18 protein-coding genes and 2 pseudogenes are annotated in these 16,411 nt (G+C 61.3%); 10 read left to right on the top strand and 10 right to left on the bottom strand.

The window, feature by feature from the left end; translation table 11 throughout:
- Positions 1 to 972: 972 nt before the first annotated feature.
- Positions 973 to 1,263 (top strand): hypothetical protein, encoded by a 291-nt coding sequence (locus SCD90_RS15205; RefSeq protein ID WP_319845558.1) that lies wholly within the window; start codon positions 973 to 975, stop codon positions 1,261 to 1,263.
- A 197-nt stretch (positions 1,264 to 1,460) separates the two neighbouring features.
- Here SCD90_RS15205 and SCD90_RS15200 read toward each other — a convergent pair whose 3' ends face one another.
- The 3 genes from SCD90_RS15200 to SCD90_RS15190 form a co-directional block, all read right to left on the bottom strand.
- Positions 1,461 to 1,607, bottom strand: coding sequence for a hypothetical protein (locus SCD90_RS15200; protein WP_319845557.1), 147 nt, complete (start codon positions 1,605 to 1,607; stop codon positions 1,461 to 1,463).
- Positions 1,608 to 2,473: 866 nt separating this feature from the next.
- Positions 2,474 to 3,016: a PAS domain-containing protein gene (locus SCD90_RS15195; RefSeq protein ID WP_319845556.1), complete on the bottom strand. Its 543-nt coding sequence runs from the start codon at positions 3,014 to 3,016 to the stop codon at positions 2,474 to 2,476.
- A gap of 1 nt (position 3,017) precedes the next feature.
- Positions 3,018 to 3,482, bottom strand: coding sequence for a PAS domain-containing protein (locus SCD90_RS15190; RefSeq protein WP_319845555.1), 465 nt, complete (start codon positions 3,480 to 3,482; stop codon positions 3,018 to 3,020).
- Between the two features lie 329 nt (positions 3,483 to 3,811).
- On the opposite strand from SCD90_RS15190, the gene SCD90_RS15185 reads away from it, so the two are divergent.
- Both SCD90_RS15185 and SCD90_RS15180 read left to right on the top strand, forming a co-directional pair.
- Entirely contained in the window at positions 3,812 to 4,018 is a 207-nt protein-coding gene (locus tag SCD90_RS15185; protein ID WP_319845554.1) for a hypothetical protein, read from the top strand.
- 403 nt (positions 4,019 to 4,421) lie between these two features.
- Positions 4,422 to 4,631 (top strand): hypothetical protein, encoded by a 210-nt coding sequence (locus SCD90_RS15180; RefSeq protein WP_319845553.1) that lies wholly within the window; start codon positions 4,422 to 4,424, stop codon positions 4,629 to 4,631.
- 334 nt (positions 4,632 to 4,965) lie between these two features.
- Here SCD90_RS15180 and SCD90_RS15175 read toward each other — a convergent pair whose 3' ends face one another.
- Entirely contained in the window at positions 4,966 to 5,499 is a 534-nt protein-coding gene (locus SCD90_RS15175; RefSeq protein ID WP_319845552.1) for a PAS domain-containing protein, read from the bottom strand.
- A gap of 403 nt (positions 5,500 to 5,902) precedes the next feature.
- Between SCD90_RS15175 and SCD90_RS15170 the strand changes: the two genes are divergently transcribed.
- Positions 5,903 to 6,106, top strand: a complete 204-nt coding sequence (locus SCD90_RS15170) for a hypothetical protein (RefSeq protein ID WP_319845551.1) — start codon at positions 5,903 to 5,905, stop codon at positions 6,104 to 6,106.
- An 84-nt stretch (positions 6,107 to 6,190) separates the two neighbouring features.
- On the opposite strand, the gene SCD90_RS15165 is transcribed toward SCD90_RS15170, so the two are convergent.
- Both SCD90_RS15165 and SCD90_RS15160 read right to left on the bottom strand, forming a co-directional pair.
- Positions 6,191 to 6,673, bottom strand: coding sequence for a thermonuclease family protein (locus SCD90_RS15165; protein ID WP_319845550.1), 483 nt, complete (start codon positions 6,671 to 6,673; stop codon positions 6,191 to 6,193).
- Positions 6,670 to 6,801: a hypothetical protein gene (locus tag SCD90_RS15160; RefSeq protein ID WP_319845549.1), complete on the bottom strand. Its 132-nt coding sequence runs from the start codon at positions 6,799 to 6,801 to the stop codon at positions 6,670 to 6,672. The genes SCD90_RS15165 and SCD90_RS15160 overlap by 4 nt, the downstream gene beginning before the upstream one ends.
- Before the next feature lie 41 nt (positions 6,802 to 6,842).
- Here SCD90_RS15160 and SCD90_RS15155 point away from each other — a divergent pair, with 41 nt between their 5' ends.
- The 3 genes from SCD90_RS15155 (at position 6,843) to SCD90_RS15145 (ending at position 8,834) form a co-directional block, all read left to right on the top strand.
- Complete coding sequence (locus SCD90_RS15155) at positions 6,843 to 7,421, top strand: tripartite tricarboxylate transporter permease (protein ID WP_319845548.1); 579 nt, start codon at positions 6,843 to 6,845, stop codon at positions 7,419 to 7,421.
- Between the two features lie 670 nt (positions 7,422 to 8,091).
- Positions 8,092 to 8,505, top strand: coding sequence for an XRE family transcriptional regulator (locus SCD90_RS15150; protein WP_319845547.1), 414 nt, complete (start codon positions 8,092 to 8,094; stop codon positions 8,503 to 8,505).
- 116 nt (positions 8,506 to 8,621) lie between these two features.
- Positions 8,622 to 8,834: a hypothetical protein gene (locus SCD90_RS15145; RefSeq protein WP_319845546.1), complete on the top strand. Its 213-nt coding sequence runs from the start codon at positions 8,622 to 8,624 to the stop codon at positions 8,832 to 8,834.
- A gap of 202 nt (positions 8,835 to 9,036) precedes the next feature.
- Here the strand turns inward: SCD90_RS15145 and SCD90_RS15140 are convergent, their stop codons facing one another.
- The 4 genes from SCD90_RS15140 to SCD90_RS15125 are packed head-to-tail and all read right to left on the bottom strand — an operon-like array spanning position 9,037 to position 13,595.
- Positions 9,037 to 10,002 (bottom strand): Csu type fimbrial protein, encoded by a 966-nt coding sequence (locus SCD90_RS15140; protein WP_319845545.1) that lies wholly within the window; start codon positions 10,000 to 10,002, stop codon positions 9,037 to 9,039.
- On the bottom strand, positions 9,999 to 12,347 hold the full coding sequence (locus SCD90_RS15135; protein WP_319845544.1) for a fimbria/pilus outer membrane usher protein: 2,349 nt from the start codon (positions 12,345 to 12,347) through the stop codon (positions 9,999 to 10,001). Before SCD90_RS15135 ends, SCD90_RS15140 begins: the two co-directional genes overlap by 4 nt.
- A 22-nt stretch (positions 12,348 to 12,369) precedes the next feature.
- Positions 12,370 to 13,077, bottom strand: a complete 708-nt coding sequence (locus SCD90_RS15130) for a fimbrial biogenesis chaperone (RefSeq protein WP_319845543.1) — start codon at positions 13,075 to 13,077, stop codon at positions 12,370 to 12,372.
- Between the two features lie 14 nt (positions 13,078 to 13,091).
- Positions 13,092 to 13,595, bottom strand: a complete 504-nt coding sequence (locus SCD90_RS15125) for a Csu type fimbrial protein (protein ID WP_319845542.1) — start codon at positions 13,593 to 13,595, stop codon at positions 13,092 to 13,094.
- A gap of 881 nt (positions 13,596 to 14,476) precedes the next feature.
- Here SCD90_RS15125 and SCD90_RS16690 point away from each other — a divergent pair.
- From SCD90_RS16690 to SCD90_RS15110, 3 genes and pseudogenes are all read left to right on the top strand, one after another.
- Positions 14,477 to 14,758: pseudogene (locus SCD90_RS16690) on the top strand (BapA/Bap/LapF family prefix-like domain-containing protein); the annotation flags it as partial.
- Positions 14,759 to 14,873: 115 nt separating this feature from the next.
- Entirely contained in the window at positions 14,874 to 15,590 is a 717-nt protein-coding gene (locus SCD90_RS15115; RefSeq protein WP_319845638.1) for a hypothetical protein, read from the top strand.
- 53 nt (positions 15,591 to 15,643) lie between these two features.
- Positions 15,644 to 16,411: pseudogene (locus SCD90_RS15110) on the top strand (hypothetical protein); the annotation flags it as partial.

Below are 16,411 nucleotides of genomic sequence, written 5' to 3'. Positions count from 1 at the left end.
CTGTCGAGAATGTTGAGACCGGGCGCGATCTCCGGGAAGTCGAAGCTCTGGTAGTTGAACACCACGTCGCTCTGCACGCCGAAGCTGGCGAACTGATAAGCGGCCGTAGCGCGCACTTCCGCCTGGAAGTCGTCGAAGTCGAGTTCATCGCCGTCGTCGCCGCCGATGACGCCGCCGAAGCCGAGGTCATCGCCAACGTCGAAGAAGCTGTAGCCAGCGCCCACGGACACATAAGCGTCCCACGGGTTCTCAGCGACAACAGCCGGAGCTTCAACAGGATAAGCGGGCATGTCAGCGGCATTGGCCGCGCCGCAGAACAATGCAGCTGCGCTTGCCAAGAGTAGGGTCTTCGTCTTCATGTTCAGATGCTCCCCAGCGGTTGTATGATGCTTTCGTCTACCTCTGATGCTTCGCGCTGGATAGACGCTGAGTTAAGCCTGTCCTGCTCTGTGACCTTTGGGAGACTCCAGAAGTTGGGGCAGCCGGCGCACACTGGCCGCATGACAAACAATGATCGCCGCAGCCAATCGTCTGCCGAGGCAGCTGCATACATCATGGAGATGTGTGAAAGCCTCCGCTCGCTCGCACAGCAGAACAAATTGCGGTCTGTCGACTACCTTCTGACCTTGGTGATCGAAGCATGTCGGCTCGTGTCTGGACCAAAGCCTTTGCGGCCAAGGCGGAAGGTGGGCAACGTCTGACTGACGGGCTGCAGCCCAGGTACGAGCAAGGGCGCTTAGATGAGCATTTGCGGAGGGTGGGGCTGCCACGCTGCAAGTGGCAGCCCCTCGTTCTCACCGCTATTGAGAACCCGGCCAACCAGTATCAGTTGAGTGCGGCCGGAGCAGATGCCCCCAAGCCCCTGCTGAGACTTTGGTAGCAGATTGCCTTGCTTGTTTACAGTCGCAGTAGCGCGTCATCGCTCTCAAGCCGGTATTGCCGACTCGCTCCGGGCTGAGGTGATTGGCATCCATGAATGTCGAGATCGTACATCGCAGCTTCGTTCACATGGACGGCGGCAAGACTGTGGAACTTCAAGAGCATCTAGTGCAGCAGCCGAACAGCACGGCCCGGCATTGGACCTCGTGCTCGGCCTTCCTGCCGTCTCCGGATCCTGATGCTTATGCGGGGGAGTTGCGTGCTGCGATCAGCAAGGCACATGTCGAGGCGGTGCCTGCGGCAGCCGGCGTCTGGCTGCGCGGTCCTCATTATCAGCTAAGCTCTGCGCTTGAGACGATGGGATTCAACTGGTCGGGCGCCTGACGTTCAGCCCTGATCCTCGTCGTCCGGGCGAGGCGGATGGCGGATCCACCACACCAACGTCATGCCGAATGTGAAGGCGGCCCAAAGGACGATGAAGAGATAGGGGTCTGTCGCGTCCAGCATCCGTCGGCGCCTCTTATGCCAGATGCGGTACACGCGGCTGGATCGGCTGGACGCATGCAGAGGGCGCAATGCTGCTATGCCTGCAGCTCGCCTAGAACCTCAGCCTCTTCAAGGTCATTCGGCAGCCGGCCAGCTTTGAACAGAACGACGGGCGCGTCGAACTCGCTGTCGTGATCCCCGGTTACCTGGAAGGCCACTGCTCCGATCTTCGTGGCTGACATGCGCTCTGCAGCTTCCTTCGCTTTGTCTGCCGATCGATGCTTCTCGGGTGCCCCGGCTGCCACCTTGCGCCCATCGCGCGGAAGGACTGTGCAAAGAACAGGGTCTCTCGGGCCATCGTTGACTCCTCTGCGTGTTCGCCATTTGTTCTCACAATGCGTGTGCCGAGTCGACTTTCTGATTTTCCTTGGGTGAAGGTGCGGATCACCTGCGTTCTTTGCACGAGGCGTGGGGAGTATCGGCTCGCGCGGCTTGCTGCTCGCTTTGGACCGGAGGCTGAGCTGAAGGATGTGCTGCACGCACTGGCTTGGGATTGTCCATGGGCGCGAGACCCGCGCCGGCCGCCCCCGCGCAAGTATGAGGCGCGATGTGGGGCGAGATTCGCTGATTTGAACGAGGCGTCGGCTCCAGTGGAGGATGTGCCGCCAGAGGCCCGTCGCGCCGCATTCGACATCCTGCCTGGAGGACGAAAATAGCCCCGCGCCGGACGCCTGTGACCAGCAGATTTGTCGAAATTGTTCAAATTTATGGCGCTGCGATTCTAGTTCCCGCTTTACTGTAGTGCTCACATGACTTCCGAAAAGTGGAACCAGCTTCCGCGTGATTGCAGTTTCGACTAGCCGATTATCCGCGTAGAACTACGGTCAAAAGACTGTTGGACTTCGTGAGGGAAGAACAAAGATGGCCAGTGGAACGCCGACGGCCGCGCAGCGAAAGGCTGCAGCAGCGATCATCGCTAAACTAGACATAGCCATTCCAGCGGCAGGCACAATCGAAGGCGATGCCGACCGAAAAAGAATCCTCGGCTATCTGAATCAGGCGAGGGAGGAATGCCGAAGCGTGATCGATTACGCTGCGGATGAAGCAATCACAGCCAATCACGACGCCGAGACGCCAGCAAAGCGTGAACCTTCATGCTGAAGTTGCCTAGCGTCATGTCGAGAAGGTGCTTCGTAACCTTCAGATCATGCTTGTCGGCGATTGCTCTCGCTCGCATACAGCATTCGGCGATTTGCGCCATCGTGTGATCGTCGCCGTTACGGCTGGCGATCACTTGCTCTTCGGTCAAGTCGATGAAGGTGCCTGGAAACAGCAGGTCACCTTCGGCATTCTCAAAGCAAGCACCGCTCGCTGAGACAGTGCGGAGCCTGCCATAGGCATCCCGCATCTGATAAATTTCCGAATAGGTTCCGCGTCTCCTGATAGCGTCCAGCACCCGCGAATGAATGCGATCCACATCGTCGCTGTGGATCGTGGACATGTAGGCGCTTTGTGAAGTTCCTTGCCGGGCTTCGACCGGATCCACACCGCAAAGAATCGCTGCCCGATCATTGGAATGCACGCGATCCGTCGTGACGTTGTAGTCCCAGACCCCAATCATGGATGTTGGTGCAGGCGGTTCGATGCTCACCCTAGTGCCATCCCGGCATCTTGCGCTTGGCGGCAGAGGCAATGCGGTGTCCGAGGTCAAGCAGGGTCATGTCCAGAAGATGCGAGGTGAGCTTCAGCCCAGACTTCGCCGCCAATTCGCGAGCGGACATACAAACGGACGCGAGTTCATCCAGCGGCTCTGCGAATCCATTTTCAACGTCCGCGACCTGTTGTGGCGAGAGGTCGATAAGCGTGCCAGCAAAGAGAGTGCGCTTCGTCGTCTCGTCCACATAACCGCACGCCTGCCCGAAGATCACGCGCTCCGTGCCTGACGTGTCCAGCAGGCGATAACTCTCGATGAATTCTCCACGAGTTCGGATTGCATGTTCGAGCCTCGTTAGCACGCGATCCAGATCGTCTGAATGGATCCTGACTGAAGCGGCGAAGGCCGTCTTATGAAGACCCGCTCGAGCCGAGACGGGATTGACCCCGAACAGCTTGGACATGTGAGCGTTCGCCGTCTTGATGCCGGTGTCGACGTCGTGGCGGAAGGTACCGATGGCTGGCGCCGTGTTCATCTGGTTGAAACTCGGTTTCGGAACATGACACTAAGACGATGCAACATATGCGCGTAAAGTAGCGTCCATTAAAATTCTTCGGAAATGTTAGATGGCGTTGCAGAAGTGTGACTTCCGGTGGAGAAACTGAGCTCTTCTCTGGATCGGCGAGACGGCTCGGATGGACCAATGACGCGTCTGTGACAATCCAGCGGTCTACCCTAGATTGCATATGGATTGCTTCGTGAGGCATTATGGTCGCCGTGAAGGTGAGCAGAATGAACGAAAAAGAAGCAGACCTGAGAGCACGTCAACTTGCCGCTGGCTACGTCGCGGACTCCTGTGAGCAGCTACTCAAGCTCGCGGAGCGCCATTCCCTCGATCATATTCATTACTTGCTATCAATGACCGCTATGGCGGGAAAGATTGAAGCAAATCAGATGTCTCGAGTAGCGAATGCACGGGCGAATTCCCGGGCGCGGTGACGCTCTCTCCGCTGCGGATCCCTTGTCGACTCCCGAGAATTCCCTGGATTCAGGTGCTGATCACCTGCGTTTGCGGCGTGGGGAGTACAGCCTCGTGCGGCTAGTCACGTCGTTCGGAGCCGATGCGCGGCTGGTCGATGTGCTGCACGAGATGGCGAAGGATTCCTCCGAGAAACGAATGCCGTGGCAGCGGCCGCCGAGAGCGTTTGAGGTGCGGCGCGGAGCGCGCTTCGAAGACATTGAGCCCGTCGAAGTGAACTGTGAAACGTGCCGGCGACCCAGTATCCTCAGGCCGGCATAGCATCCCCCATTGTCGCTTTTCTTCAAGTTTACGGCGCTCACGCACAAGCGGCCGTCTGCACGGCATGCGACTAACGTCGTACTGAGGCGTGATAATCTGAAGATGCGTGACGACAAGTTAATCGAGGCGTCGCAGGCGCGATGCCAAGTCATTCGCCGTATAGCGGACGAAATCAACACTATGCTCAATAGTCTCGAAAGGCAGCCCGGGAGTGCGACGGTGAGGCAAGCTCTTCTGCGTGCGAAGGAAATGGTAGAGGAAGAAATGGAGATTGCTCAGGAAGAGCTGACGAGGATTCAGAAGCCGCACTAGAATTCGAACTCGCGAGCTTTTGTTCACAAGCGCGTGGGGTAGCGGTCAGTAAGAATTCCTCAACGAGCGCTGTGGATACTTCTCCTAATCCGCCGATGTGGCAAATGGCGGGGGGAGAGTCATTCATGGAGCGGACTGCGGACAATGTCCTCACCTATGTGGAAGAGCAGTTGGACGCTCTGCACGAGATGAGCCGAGAAGCGGGTTTGGAGAGCTTGGCTGGCCTGCTGCTGCTGGTGCGTCTGGAGGCTAATCAGTTGGTCGCGAGACCTTATGCAGGCAGGTACGATTTGACGAGGGCGACCTCGGAGGCGAGTTCTCCATCTCAGGTTGGCTAATCGTCTTTCAGGACAGCGGCGGCGCTCATCTGCTGCCCAAGATCCTGCGCCGCGCGATCCAGAAGGTGCTTTAGAAACGGGAGGTCTGCACGGTCGGCTAGATGGCGAAGGGTTCGGAGACGTTCTGCCAACGCCCTTAGATCATCCCGGCCATCCACCCAGCCCGCCACCTCTGCGGCACCTAGGTCAATAACAACGCCAGGAAAGTAGAGATCGCCATCTGCCGCTCGGTGGAATGAACCTTGGGCGAACAGGAGCCTTAGCGTGCCGTCCGGGGCGAAAGCCCGAAAAGTGTTGGAGTACGCGTCGGCTTCGGCAGCCGCGGCTCGCTGAATCTTGTCGTTTATGCGATCAATGTCAGCAGCGTGGACGCTGTGGTTGTAGGCGGACTGCGGCGCTGCTCCTGTTCGGGCGGCCTCGGGGTCTACGGAAAAGAACCGGGCAAAGCGACTACTCGCGCGGACGATGCCGCGCGATACATTCAGCTCCCAGGCGCCGACGGCCCCATTGGTGTCAAATTGATTGTCCACGACGCCTTAAGTGCCCTGTGTTACCCATTTGGCGGAACGCTCACCGCGGATTTCCAGAGAACAATGCTCAAAAAACATTGGTCAAATGAGCAGCGCCAAGCTGCGGCGGAGATCTTGTCTGACCTCTGCGAAATGCTACCAGCGATCGAGCGTACCGCCTCGCCCCGCTCGCTGACTTATATAAGGGCCGCTATAGCTGAGTGCGAGCACATAGTGAACAGCCAGGAGATCGATCTCGGCGAGTTGCGAGCACTCGTCACTGCGGTCTCTAGCTACGCAACGCACTAGCACATTCGTCACCGCCCAAGCCATTGTGGCACAACTTTACCGATTGTTTCTGGAATAAACTCGCCTTTGATGCGTATGTTAGTTGGCGCGTGCGGCGCTGACGAAAGGTCCTCCCATGACCAACGCTGATACAGTGGAGTACATCCACGAGATGACGCTTGAACTCGCGAAGCTGGCTGAAAAGCAGGGCTTGTACCAGCTGGCGTACCTGCTGGCTCTTGCAGCCGAGGCGGCCGGGCGCGAGCAACGAGAGATCATGCGTGCCCTGGCTCATATTCCGGAGATGCCCGCCGCGTCGGCGGACGCTCACGCTAGCTGAAGGCGAGGTACGCCACGCGCTTGATAAGCAGGATCAGGGCTGCTGTCGCTGCGATGCACAACAGCATGATCTGCACCTCGCGGGTCAATTGCTTCGGCGCCAATCCCACGGCTTGGTGAAGGTGCCGGCCCACATCCCGGCTTTTCTGCGCCGTGCCAGTTCTTCAGCCGGCGCATAGTCCATGCTGTACTGGCGATAGGCCAAAGCCCAGCCCAGACCTGTCATCCAAGCGCTCAGATCTTCGGCGAGAGCTCGGCAGCGGCCTATGGTGCGTCCGTATCGATCAGTGTCCAGCGGCTCGCAATAGACCGTCGAGCCACTGATCCGGTAATCGAGGGCATTGGCCGCCTTCTGCCCACAGCGGAAGGGCTTACCTTCAGCATCCTGACACCGCTGGCCGATCTCTGGGGCATCGATGCCATGCAGGTGGATGCGTTGGCCGCGAATTTCGATGGTGTCGCCGTCGACGACCGTGGCCCGACCAATAATGAGGTTAGCTGCGGGCGCCGAAGCTGCCTGTAATAGCAGATAGAGGCCCAGCGTTGTGGCGATCGCCTTGGTTCTCACAGCGAGTTCAGCATCTCGGCATCGTCCAGTGCCGACCCGTTCACGCGCGGGCTGACCATCCAGTGCTCCGTGTCGTCGGCGGGTAGGGGCGAAGTAACCCTGCCACGTCGGTTTTCGGTGCCAAACATTGCTCGCAGGTGTCCGGCTTCAGGATCACCAGCATTCGCTCGTGGAGATCGGCCTCTCGCCTGCCTGCGGGCTTCGGCTCGCCAACACCATTATCATGCTGCTGCCCTTCATGTTGGCAGTCGACGTCGACGTCGACATGATCTTCATGGTCTCGCTGCTCTGCGCGTCGCAGATGGGCGGCGGCATAACCTCCATCCTGCTCAACATCCCGGGGAACGGAGGCTCGGCGGCCACCTGCCTGGACGGCTACCCCATGGCCAAGAAAGGGCAGGGGCAGCAGGCGCTGGTCCTCTCCTTCGTGGCCTCCACCGTGGGCGGCATGGTGACGGCGGGAATGTCGATCTTCCTGCTGCCCTACATGGCCAGGCTGGCCTACTACCTGCATAGCGGGGGATCGCACTGGGATCATGCGATAGGCTGGCAGGATCAATTGCGGCGGCCATCTCGGGCTGACAGGACAACTGCCTGTGGAGCACGTTGGCACATGCGCAGATCAATTGGCGTCGCGTGTCTACATGCTCCCTCAGTTGCGCTTCACTGGGACGGCGCCGGCAAGCGTCACCTGTCTCTCTGCAGACATAATTGCTTCAGTGACGGTCCGCGGATTAGCTATTTATGATCAAGCTGGATGAGGCTTTCCTCTCTTGGAACTCCATCTGGATTTGCATCAGGGTGAGCGCTGAAAGTCGTCCGATAGCAGCGCCCTCGTATTGCGTAGGAGAGCTGCCTGCTTGCTCTTGCTGCTTCCCTGTTGATCTGTAAGTACGTCCGCATTCAGATCGCTGGTGGAGCCGCTCCGCTGCGCTCAGACAAGCCATCGAATGTCGGCTATCCCGCGGCCGCGCCAGGGGCCGTTCCTGACGCTAAACAGATTTCACGTCCGGCAGGTCGAGCAATGCATTCTGCGAGGGATAGCGTTTCACGCTGAGATGCTGGGCGGGTAGGTTCCAGCGATCTTGCTTCCGGCATCTGTCCACCTCCAGAGCGGAGGATAGGCTGCCCGGCGGTTCGGGGCACTACCCCCATCCCCATGCGGCTCAAGGGTTTACCTAGGACTTCGCTGGCTCCCTTTGGCAACACGCGTGCTGCTCTGCACCGGCGGAGCCCTTGCAAGCGCCTTTCCTAATCACCGGCATGTCTCAATGCTCCCGACGATCGTCCAAGATCCTGTGTGTCCGAGAACATCAGAGTAAGCCGCGACGACACTCAGATCATGCAAGCGCGTGATCCCGAAGCAGTCCCATCAAGTACTCGCTATAAACAAAGTATATATCATAGCGAGATAAGTCATGCACAAGAACTCAATTAGTACTGCATTTGGGGACACGCGTCTTCCGAAATATCTCTCCCATCGCATTCTGGAGATGAAGCCGAGGAAGACTCAGTCGCAGATTGCGGCGGAGGCAGGATTCCCCAATCCGAACATGTTGGCGATCATCAAGGCAGGCAAGGCTAAGCTGCCTTTGGACAGGGTTCCTGCGTTGGCGAAGGCACTCGAATGCGACCCGCGTCTGCTTTTCGTCTTGGCGCTGGAACAGCTCGGTGGCAGCACTACCGAGACAGCGATCAGGCAGATTTTCGGGACTATCGTGAGTGAGAACGAGGTAGCCTGGCTGGAGGAAATCCGCAGTGCTTCCGACCACAAGAACCCGGCTCTCACCACGAGGGCGCGCTCGGCAATCCGCGGGATTTTCGGAAAGTGAGTGGGTACTTCGATGAGCGATGGCTCGGGAAGGTGATCCCTCAACACCATTGGCATTTCCACAAGCGGCTTCTCGAACGCTATGGAATCGTTCTCGGGCCCGGCGAGTTCTCTCAGATGATGAACGACATCGAAAGTGGAAGGGCGATCGAAGTACGCCGGACGGGGAAGGACCGTGTCGTCTACTCGATCCTCAACACGCGGATCCACGAGAGGTACTTTGTGCTGGTTAGCGGCGGCCATGTCGTCACCGCGTTGCCGCGGAACAAGCCGCTGATGAAGCGGTGGCGGCGGGCATCAGCGCATCTTGAACCGAACTCGTCTGCCTAGGCACCAGCGAGATCACTCGTCCTACAAACACGTCCATTTTCAGCAGTCCAACGTCTCCGACGCTCGATCGCTTCAAACCTTCTCGTCCTTGTATCCCGCCCGTGCGGCGGGGAAGTAGGTGAGGAACGCCGACCGGCTGACGCCGAGACGCTTGTTTATCGGACAGCGAGATCTGCGTGCGCGAATTTGACCTTGATCTCAGTTAGTAGGTGAGTGTGACCACCACGGTGTCCTGATAGAGGCCGACCGGGGGAGTTGCCTGCGGATTGACGCGGCCGAACACCTGCACGCTGAGCGGTAGCCCAGTGCCGCTGTTGGCGTAGAGATCGTTGGTGGCCGTGCCCCACACGGAGGTGCGATCGGCGTTACGGAACAGGCTGTAGGCGATGCTGGCGCCCCCTGGGCCGCTCATGCGGCGCGTGTTGACGGTGGCTCCGAGGACGCTGCCCGCCCCTAGTCCCACTCGGAAAGGCGTGCCGCTAGTGCAGCGCACCTGGAGCCGCCCTTCGGCGTCGCGGACGGCGCTCAGGAACGACACCGCTCCGAAATCGACGGCCTGGGGAACGCTCAACTGACAGCTCTTGCCAACTTCGGCCTGAACGCGGAACGAGGGGCCTGCCACCGTCGTCGTGAGAAGACCGGTGCATCCCGTCAGTGCCGAGACCGTCCCGAAATTGATGCTCGTCGAGATCGTCTCCGAGTAGGTCCCGGCGGGCACTGTCTGCTGGTTTGCAAGTATCTGCCCGTAGATCGGGCGGGTGGCGGTGCCTCCCCCGCCAAGCACCAACAATACCGTATTTCCTGGCACAGTGCCCAGCTGCGTATCGCTGACCGACCCCCAGGGGATCGTACGCGCCGTGTCCTGATAGAGCCTGTATTGCAGCTTTTCGGTTCCGCCCTCGCGCGTCATCTGGCGAGTGCCGCCAACGGTGCCACCGCTTCCGGCCGGAAAGCTCACGCAGACTTGCGTCAGCCCCAGCAGGCCGGTGCAGCGGATGCTCAGGGTGCCGCTGGTGTTGATGGCAGCGCCCGAGAGGATGTTCGTTGCGCTGAAGCTGATCGGCGACGTGATGGTGGTCTGGGCATTGCAGTTCTGAGCGCTGGCCATGGACAGCGCCGCCATCATGAACAGCGGCACGAGCAGGAATGTCCGTAGCCATGTCGTCATTGGCAGATGACCTCCCGGCGCGCGATGGTGCCGTTGCCTTCCGGTTTGAAGTCGAAGTGCGCCGCACAAGGCTCGCCGATACCGGGATGGACGGACAGCGTGTTCGATGGCTTGAGGCCGCTCAGGAACGTCTCGCCGTCATAGCCGACGATGGCCGGCTCAGACGCTCCATCCAGGAGCACCGTCGAACCGACAGGTACCGGACTGCCGTCCGCACCGCGCAGGACGATGAGGGCCGAGGTGGCGCCCGTGTCCGAGCCGAACCGCACGAGCACTCCGCCGCTCTCCGCAGGCACGATCTTCTGCCGTGTCTCGCTGACGAAGGTCTGCAAGGGCAGGTTCGTGGGATCGATCGCAATCTCGTTTGTGTCCCAAGAACGGAGCTCCGGAACGAGGGCCTTTCCGGACCGGCCGGTGCGCCCAATGACGCGGTTCTCGTGCATTACATCGACACCCGGCACCCCGGCATCCACCACGGCGAACGCGTCGTCGATGCGGTTGGTGAAGAAGACATCTCCGGCCATGAAGCCGACGGCGCCCTCCACCTCTGCCGTGACTTCGCTGTAGCCGTCGCGGGCCTGACCTCCCACCGAAAGCTTGGCCGCCGAGGTGCGGTAGCTCACCGCAGCCGAGCCGCCATCGACCTGCCCCTTGGCGGCACGGACCCGCCAGCCGTAGTCGCCCGGCGCCGAGCCGAGATAGCGCACGGCATCCGCCGTGAGGCTGGTGCCCTGGCCGCTGCTCTGGGCGCCGACATAGGCGGAGGTGGAGGGACCGAGGGGAATGCTCAAGCCCGCGAACAGCCCATATCTCCCGCCATCCTCGATGTCGGCATGTGCAGAGATGAAGCCGGTGCTGCCGCCGAAGAGTGGACGGCTGTAGGTGCCCTCCACCAGCGTCGAGGTTTTGCCGTTTGCCTCCTCCAGCCGTGTCAGCGAGACGTTCAGGGAGGTGCCGTCGAAGGGCATGGGGATGGAGAGCGCTGCCTGGTCCAGCGCTTTCGCGGGGCGGGGATCCCAGGTGCGAGTATGCCTGGCCAGTTCGTCCCTGAAGCGCGCGCGGTCGGTCACCGAGGCGGCGTCGTCATAGTCGCCCAGTGTCCGCTGGGTGCGGAACTGTGCCACCCAACCGCCGAGCTCGATCTGGACTGTGCCCGCGAATTGCGCGCCGACACCTTCGCCGCTGTTGCTTGCCGCTGCTGCGAGGGAACCCACACCGAAACGGCCGAGGCCGAAGACACCGCCCAGGCCTCCATTGATGAAATCGGTGCCGCCCTCCCCATGGCTCTCCAGGGTCAGCCAGTCGTTGAGGCCATAGCGGGCGGTGGCGGATGCGATGGGAGTGTCGTCGTAATCCCATGAGCGCAATCCGAAACTGCTTCGCGCGAAGCCCGCTTCCACAGAGTAGTCCAGCAGGCCGTCAGCCAGCAGACGCGGCGTTGCGTAGAACGAGACGTCCTGGACCGTCTCGCGGCCCAGCACGTCGCGCACCACCACGCGGGCCTGTCCCGGTCCGGATTGTATCGGCAGGTTGGAGATCTGGAACGGACCGCCCAGCACCTTGTCGGAGAAGGCGCGGTTGTTGTTGACGATCACATCCACCGTGGACGGCACGGCGGCGCTTCCCGAGAGCAGCGGCACCGGCATGGTGACGAGATCGGGGCGCAGGCCGAAATTCCGGGACATCTGTGCGCCGCCGACGCGGAGGGGGCGGCTCCAGCTCACACCGCTCGTCACAAGATCGCCCGCCCTATAGGTGGCGAGCCGCTCCGGATCCGAATAGCTCCAGCTGGTGTCAAGCCTCTTAAAGGCCGGGACATTGAAGTCGTCCTCGACGCGCCCGACCACCGTCTGAGACAGGGTGCCGAAGCTCGAAAAGACGCGGCTGTCGAACAGGCCCGAGGCTCCGGTGTAGGAGGGCACGCGATCCCAGGCATTCTCATTGAAGTTCGCGAACAGGGTGTAGTTCACGAGGGCGCCGGTTCCCCGCTGCGGCTCCGGTGTCTCCGCACGACGGCGCGCATCGAGCATCTTACGCACCCGCTGGGCATCGCCCGCGGTGAAATGCAGGGCCTGCGTGGCTTCGTCATAACGGACATGGATGCCCGTAAGCGCATCGAGCGGAACCAGCCCATCGGCTGCGGCGCCTGCTGGCGGTGCGATCCCGACATTGTGGAGCTGGTCGCGCGGCATCCAGAGCGTGCCGTTCGCCTCCTGGCGCAGCGACGCAATCAGGCCCGTCGAGGTCTCGTTGATGAAGATTTCGAGTTGCAGATCGGCCGGGAACGCTGCCTCGGCCGGCACGGCGTCCAGCGCAGGCACCACCTGCGCGGCAGCTTCGGGCACTGCAAAGCCGAGAAACAACGCGCTAGCGAGGAGCCTGGCCAGCCTTGGCACGGATGGCCCCGCTCTCGCTCGTTGCCTCGATGTTGTAGGGCCCGGCGCCGCCACTTGCGGGCAGCGTCCAGCGCACCGTGGAGCCGGCGAGGGCATAGCCGACCAGGCCTGAATTCTGTGCGACCTTTGCGCCGGACGCATCCTTCACGAGAAGATCCGCAACGCGCAGGCGGCGCTGCCCCCTGTTGTTGAGGGTCAAGGTGATCTGTCGGCCCGAGCGCGTCGCCAGCCAGTCGGCGGCTGGCGGGGTTTCCGTGGGCGGGCGGAAGAAGACGGGAATGGAATGCCTGACGAGAAAGTTTACCGTCCCCGAACGTGCCCGTCCGGCGACCGGAAGCTCGTCGACGACCACGCGATAGCTTTGCTCGGAGACGATGGGCTGCTTGGATGTGCGGACGATGCGCACAACATTGTCCACGCCTGGCTGGAGCTTCATCATGGGCGGGCTGACGGCGATATCAGCCGTCGGCTCGAGCTTGTCCTCACCGCCCACCTGCACCCACCGGAAAACCCGGGTCTGCACCGTCATGGGCTCAGCCCCGGCATTGCGGACGGTGAGCGCAGCGGCCGCCGCCGGCGCCGTCTTCTCGATCAGCACCGGTGAGACGTGAAGGGCCGCAGCCTGCGCGAGCGTGGGCGAAACAAGGAAGAGAAACGCAAACAGACACTGTCTCGACACGCCGGACCTCGACCTCAATAGGTGACGGTGATCGTGACCGTGTCGGTGTACAGGCCTGCGGTCGGCGTGGTCTGCGGCGGCACCTCGCCATAGACGGTGTAGGGCTGCGCAACGCCGTTGCCGGTGCCTTCGACGATCTCGCCTGTGTCGTCGCCCCAGACGATCGTGCGGCCGGCATTGCTGTAGAGCTCGTACTCGATGAACTCGCCGGCTGCCGCCATGCGCCGGACTTCCCCGGCCGCGTTCGCGCCGTTGCTGAGCGCAACATCGTAGGGCAGCGCATTGGTGCAGCGCACGTCGAAGCTTCCGGTCGCCTCGAACTCCTCTGTCAGGAGGGCCTCGGTGCCGAAATCGACCGGGGCGACGTTCTCGATGGCGCAGCCGCCCGTGATCTGCATGCGGACCTGAAGGTCCGCTGTCGCAGTTTGCGCACTGGCCGGTCCAGAGAAGATGCCCGCCGCCAGAAGGATGGCAGCCGCGGACGATGGCCTGCTGGCGGCCCAAGAAAGACTTAGCATAATCTCAGACCCCAACTCTGATGTATAGGCACAAAGTGGCGGAGTATAACGCCAGACGTTTGCTCGCTTGCCGGGGGAGCGCTTCTCCAGCGCCTCCTTCCCAGAACGAGATAGCATCCATAAGCCTTTCGGACCCCGCCGATCTTTGCGCAAACCTGGACGCCTTGATCTAAAGCGGCGGAGCTGCGAAAAAACTACTGCTGCCAGATCTCATTGCTTAACGATTTGTTTCTTTGCAACCTCTCGTTGCAATGCTGAGACAGCTTATCCGAGCGCCGCTGCAGTAGTCTGCGCGAGAAGCCTCGTGACAGTTTTGGCAATCCACGGGCGCAGATAACGATCCAATCTTGCCCTGCTGGTGCGGGACAAGGATGGATCTGACCGCATCATGGTCGTGATGAAGGCCTTTTCGGACCAGAACCGCTACGGAGGAATGCGCCGCCTTCTAACAAAGTGAATACACTCGGGCTCATCGTGACGTATTTTAGCAAATAACGTGCACATTACAGTGCAATAGTCGACCAAAACTGGTGCCGCACTGCCCGTGATATTTTGGACGCAGTGTATCCTTATGGAGAGCACAAGTCGGTTTCAGCATAGCAGCTCCGATATTTGCCTATACCCTCAGTAACATGCCCATCCATTGTCCAGCCTCTGCAATCCAGGGGGTTGAACTGGACGGGCGGTAGAGTGAACTGGTCCTTCGCAGTAAGCAGGTGCTCTCGCACCGCAGCGGCGTCTTGAGCGCGGCCTGCAAGAAGAATGCGGCGCTCGGCCACCAAGATCCTGATCGACTAATCCACCGGGAAGCAGATGCGGTTCGCGTTCACGCCGATGGCGTCGCGGGCTTGCTCGTCTGGGGCTTGAACAGGGGAAACATCATGGCGGCGACCATCATCAACAAGGCTAGCGGTTCTGCGCAGACGATTGCGGGAGGTTCGATCCCCGTCTCCGCAGCAAGCGTTATCCGCCTGCAGGTTGGTCCCAATGATGTTGCGGCTTTGGAGCGCCAGGGCGACGCACTGATCGTTCGCCTTCGCTCCGGCGAGGTGATGCGAATCGAGAACTTCTTCAGCACGGACAGCGATCTGGTGCTGCAGGACGCCAACGGCGATCTCTGGCATGTACAGGGCGGTGACGGTGCCGGCGACTTCCGGTACGCCAAGATCGAGTCTGTGGACCAGCTCATCGCGGATGGCGAAGGCGTGTCTCCTCTGATCCCCTTGCTCGGAGCGCTTGCTGGCGGCGCCGCAATAGCGGCCGCGGTGGGTAGCGGCGATGACGATGATAGCGACGCTGATGCGGACGCCGACGCCGACGCCGACGCTGATGCGGATGCAGACGCCGACGCTGATGCTGATGCTGATGCGGATGCTGATGCGGATGCTGACGCAGATGCTGATGCGGATGCAGACGCCGACGCTGATGCTGATGCTGATGCTGATGCGGATGCTGATGCGGATGCGGATGCTGACGCAGACGCAGATGCAGATGCTGATGCTGATGCTGACGCCGACGCCGACGCTGATGCGGATGCTGACGCAGATGCAGATGCAGATGCTGATGCTGATGCGGATGCTGACGCAGATGCTGATGCTGATGCTGATGCAGACGCCGATGCGGATGCTGACGCTGACGCTGATGCGGATGCGGACGCCGACGCCGACGCTGATGCTGATGCTGATGCTGATGCGGATGCTGACGCTGACGCTGACGCAGATGCAGATGCTGATGCTGACGCCGACGCCGACGCCGACGCCGACGCTGATGCGGATGCTGACGCAGATGCTGACGCAGATGCTGACGCAGATGCTGATGCTGATGCTGATGCTGATGCTGATGCGGATGCTGACGCAGATGCTGATGCTGATGCTGATGCGGACGCTGACGCCGACGCTGATGCTGATGCGGACGCTGATGCCGATGCCGATGCCGATGCCGACGCTGATGCCGACGCGGACGAAGATCCGCCCGAGGCTCCTACGGCAGCACTGACGACTGACACCGGTCTCCCCGGGGACGGCATCACCAATGATGCGACGATCACGGTGGGCAACCTCGAAGAAGGCGCCACCTGGGAGTACAGCTTCGACGGCGGCGACACCTGGAACGACGGCGACGGCACGAGCTTCGAACTGCCGGCGGGCACCTATGAGCGCGGTGACGTGCTGGTCCGCCAGACGGACCCCGCGGGCAATACGAGCCTTGTCGGCTCACTGCCTCCCGTCACCATCGATCTCGAGATACCGGCAGCACCCGTGGCGGCTTTGGCGACCGACACCGGCGTGCCTGGCGACGGCGTCACGAGCGATCCCACCGTGCAGGTAGCTGGTCTCGAAGACGGCACTGCCTGGGAATACAGCCTGGACGGCGGTGAGACCTGGCTCGACGGCACCGGCACAAGCTTCGAACTGCCGGCGGGCAGCTATGAAGCAGGAGACATCCAGGTTCGGCAGACCGATCTCGCCGGCAACACCAGCCCCGTCGATACGCTGCCCGCGACCACGATCGACATTCTACCGCCTGCGGCTCCGGCGGCCGCGCTCGCAACTGACACGGGAACTGCGGGCGACGGCATCACCAGCGATGCGACGGTCAATGTCGGCGGCCTGGAGCCCGGCGCGAGCTGGGAGTACAGCACCGACGGTGGCGACACCTGGCTCGACGGCGCAGGCACAAGCTTCGAGCTGCCTGCCGGGGAATACGAGACCGGCGACGTGCTGGTGCGACAGACCGACCTTGCGGGTAACACAAGCCAGCTGGGTTCGCTTCCGGCCGTGACCATCGACCCGTCCATTCCCGAGGCGCCGACGGCC

Source organism: Terrihabitans rhizophilus, from assembly GCF_033898525.1.
In the GTDB taxonomy this organism is placed as follows: Bacteria; Pseudomonadota; Alphaproteobacteria; order Rhizobiales; family Methylopilaceae; genus Flaviflagellibacter; species Flaviflagellibacter rhizophilus.
Note: the sequence above shows the minus strand (reverse complement) of the source record. Positions and strands in the feature narration are given on the sequence as shown.

Excerpts from the sequence above, each read along its gene's own strand:
- SCD90_RS15145 (WP_319845546.1), top strand. The coding sequence starts at position 8,622 with ATGATGAACGACATCGAAAGTGGAAGGGCGATCGAAGTACGCCGGACG.
- SCD90_RS15200 (WP_319845557.1), bottom strand. The coding sequence starts at position 1,607 with ATGTCAGCCACGAAGATCGGAGCAGTGGCCTTCCAGGTAACCGGGGAT.
- SCD90_RS15185 (WP_319845554.1), top strand. The coding sequence starts at position 3,812 with ATGAACGAAAAAGAAGCAGACCTGAGAGCACGTCAACTTGCCGCTGGC.
- SCD90_RS15160 (WP_319845549.1), bottom strand. The coding sequence starts at position 6,801 with ATGTTTGGCACCGAAAACCGACGTGGCAGGGTTACTTCGCCCCTACCC.
- SCD90_RS15205 (WP_319845558.1), top strand. The coding sequence starts at position 973 with ATGAATGTCGAGATCGTACATCGCAGCTTCGTTCACATGGACGGCGGC.
- SCD90_RS15150 (WP_319845547.1), top strand. The coding sequence starts at position 8,092 with ATGCACAAGAACTCAATTAGTACTGCATTTGGGGACACGCGTCTTCCG.
- SCD90_RS15125 (WP_319845542.1), bottom strand. The coding sequence starts at position 13,595 with ATGCTAAGTCTTTCTTGGGCCGCCAGCAGGCCATCGTCCGCGGCTGCC.
- SCD90_RS15140 (WP_319845545.1), bottom strand. The coding sequence starts at position 10,002 with ATGACGACATGGCTACGGACATTCCTGCTCGTGCCGCTGTTCATGATG.
- SCD90_RS15190 (WP_319845555.1), bottom strand. The coding sequence starts at position 3,482 with ATGTCCAAGCTGTTCGGGGTCAATCCCGTCTCGGCTCGAGCGGGTCTT.
- SCD90_RS15180 (WP_319845553.1), top strand. The coding sequence starts at position 4,422 with ATGCGTGACGACAAGTTAATCGAGGCGTCGCAGGCGCGATGCCAAGTC.
- SCD90_RS15170 (WP_319845551.1), top strand. The coding sequence starts at position 5,903 with ATGACCAACGCTGATACAGTGGAGTACATCCACGAGATGACGCTTGAA.
- SCD90_RS15115 (WP_319845638.1), top strand. The coding sequence starts at position 14,874 with ATGACGATGATAGCGACGCTGATGCGGACGCCGACGCCGACGCCGACG.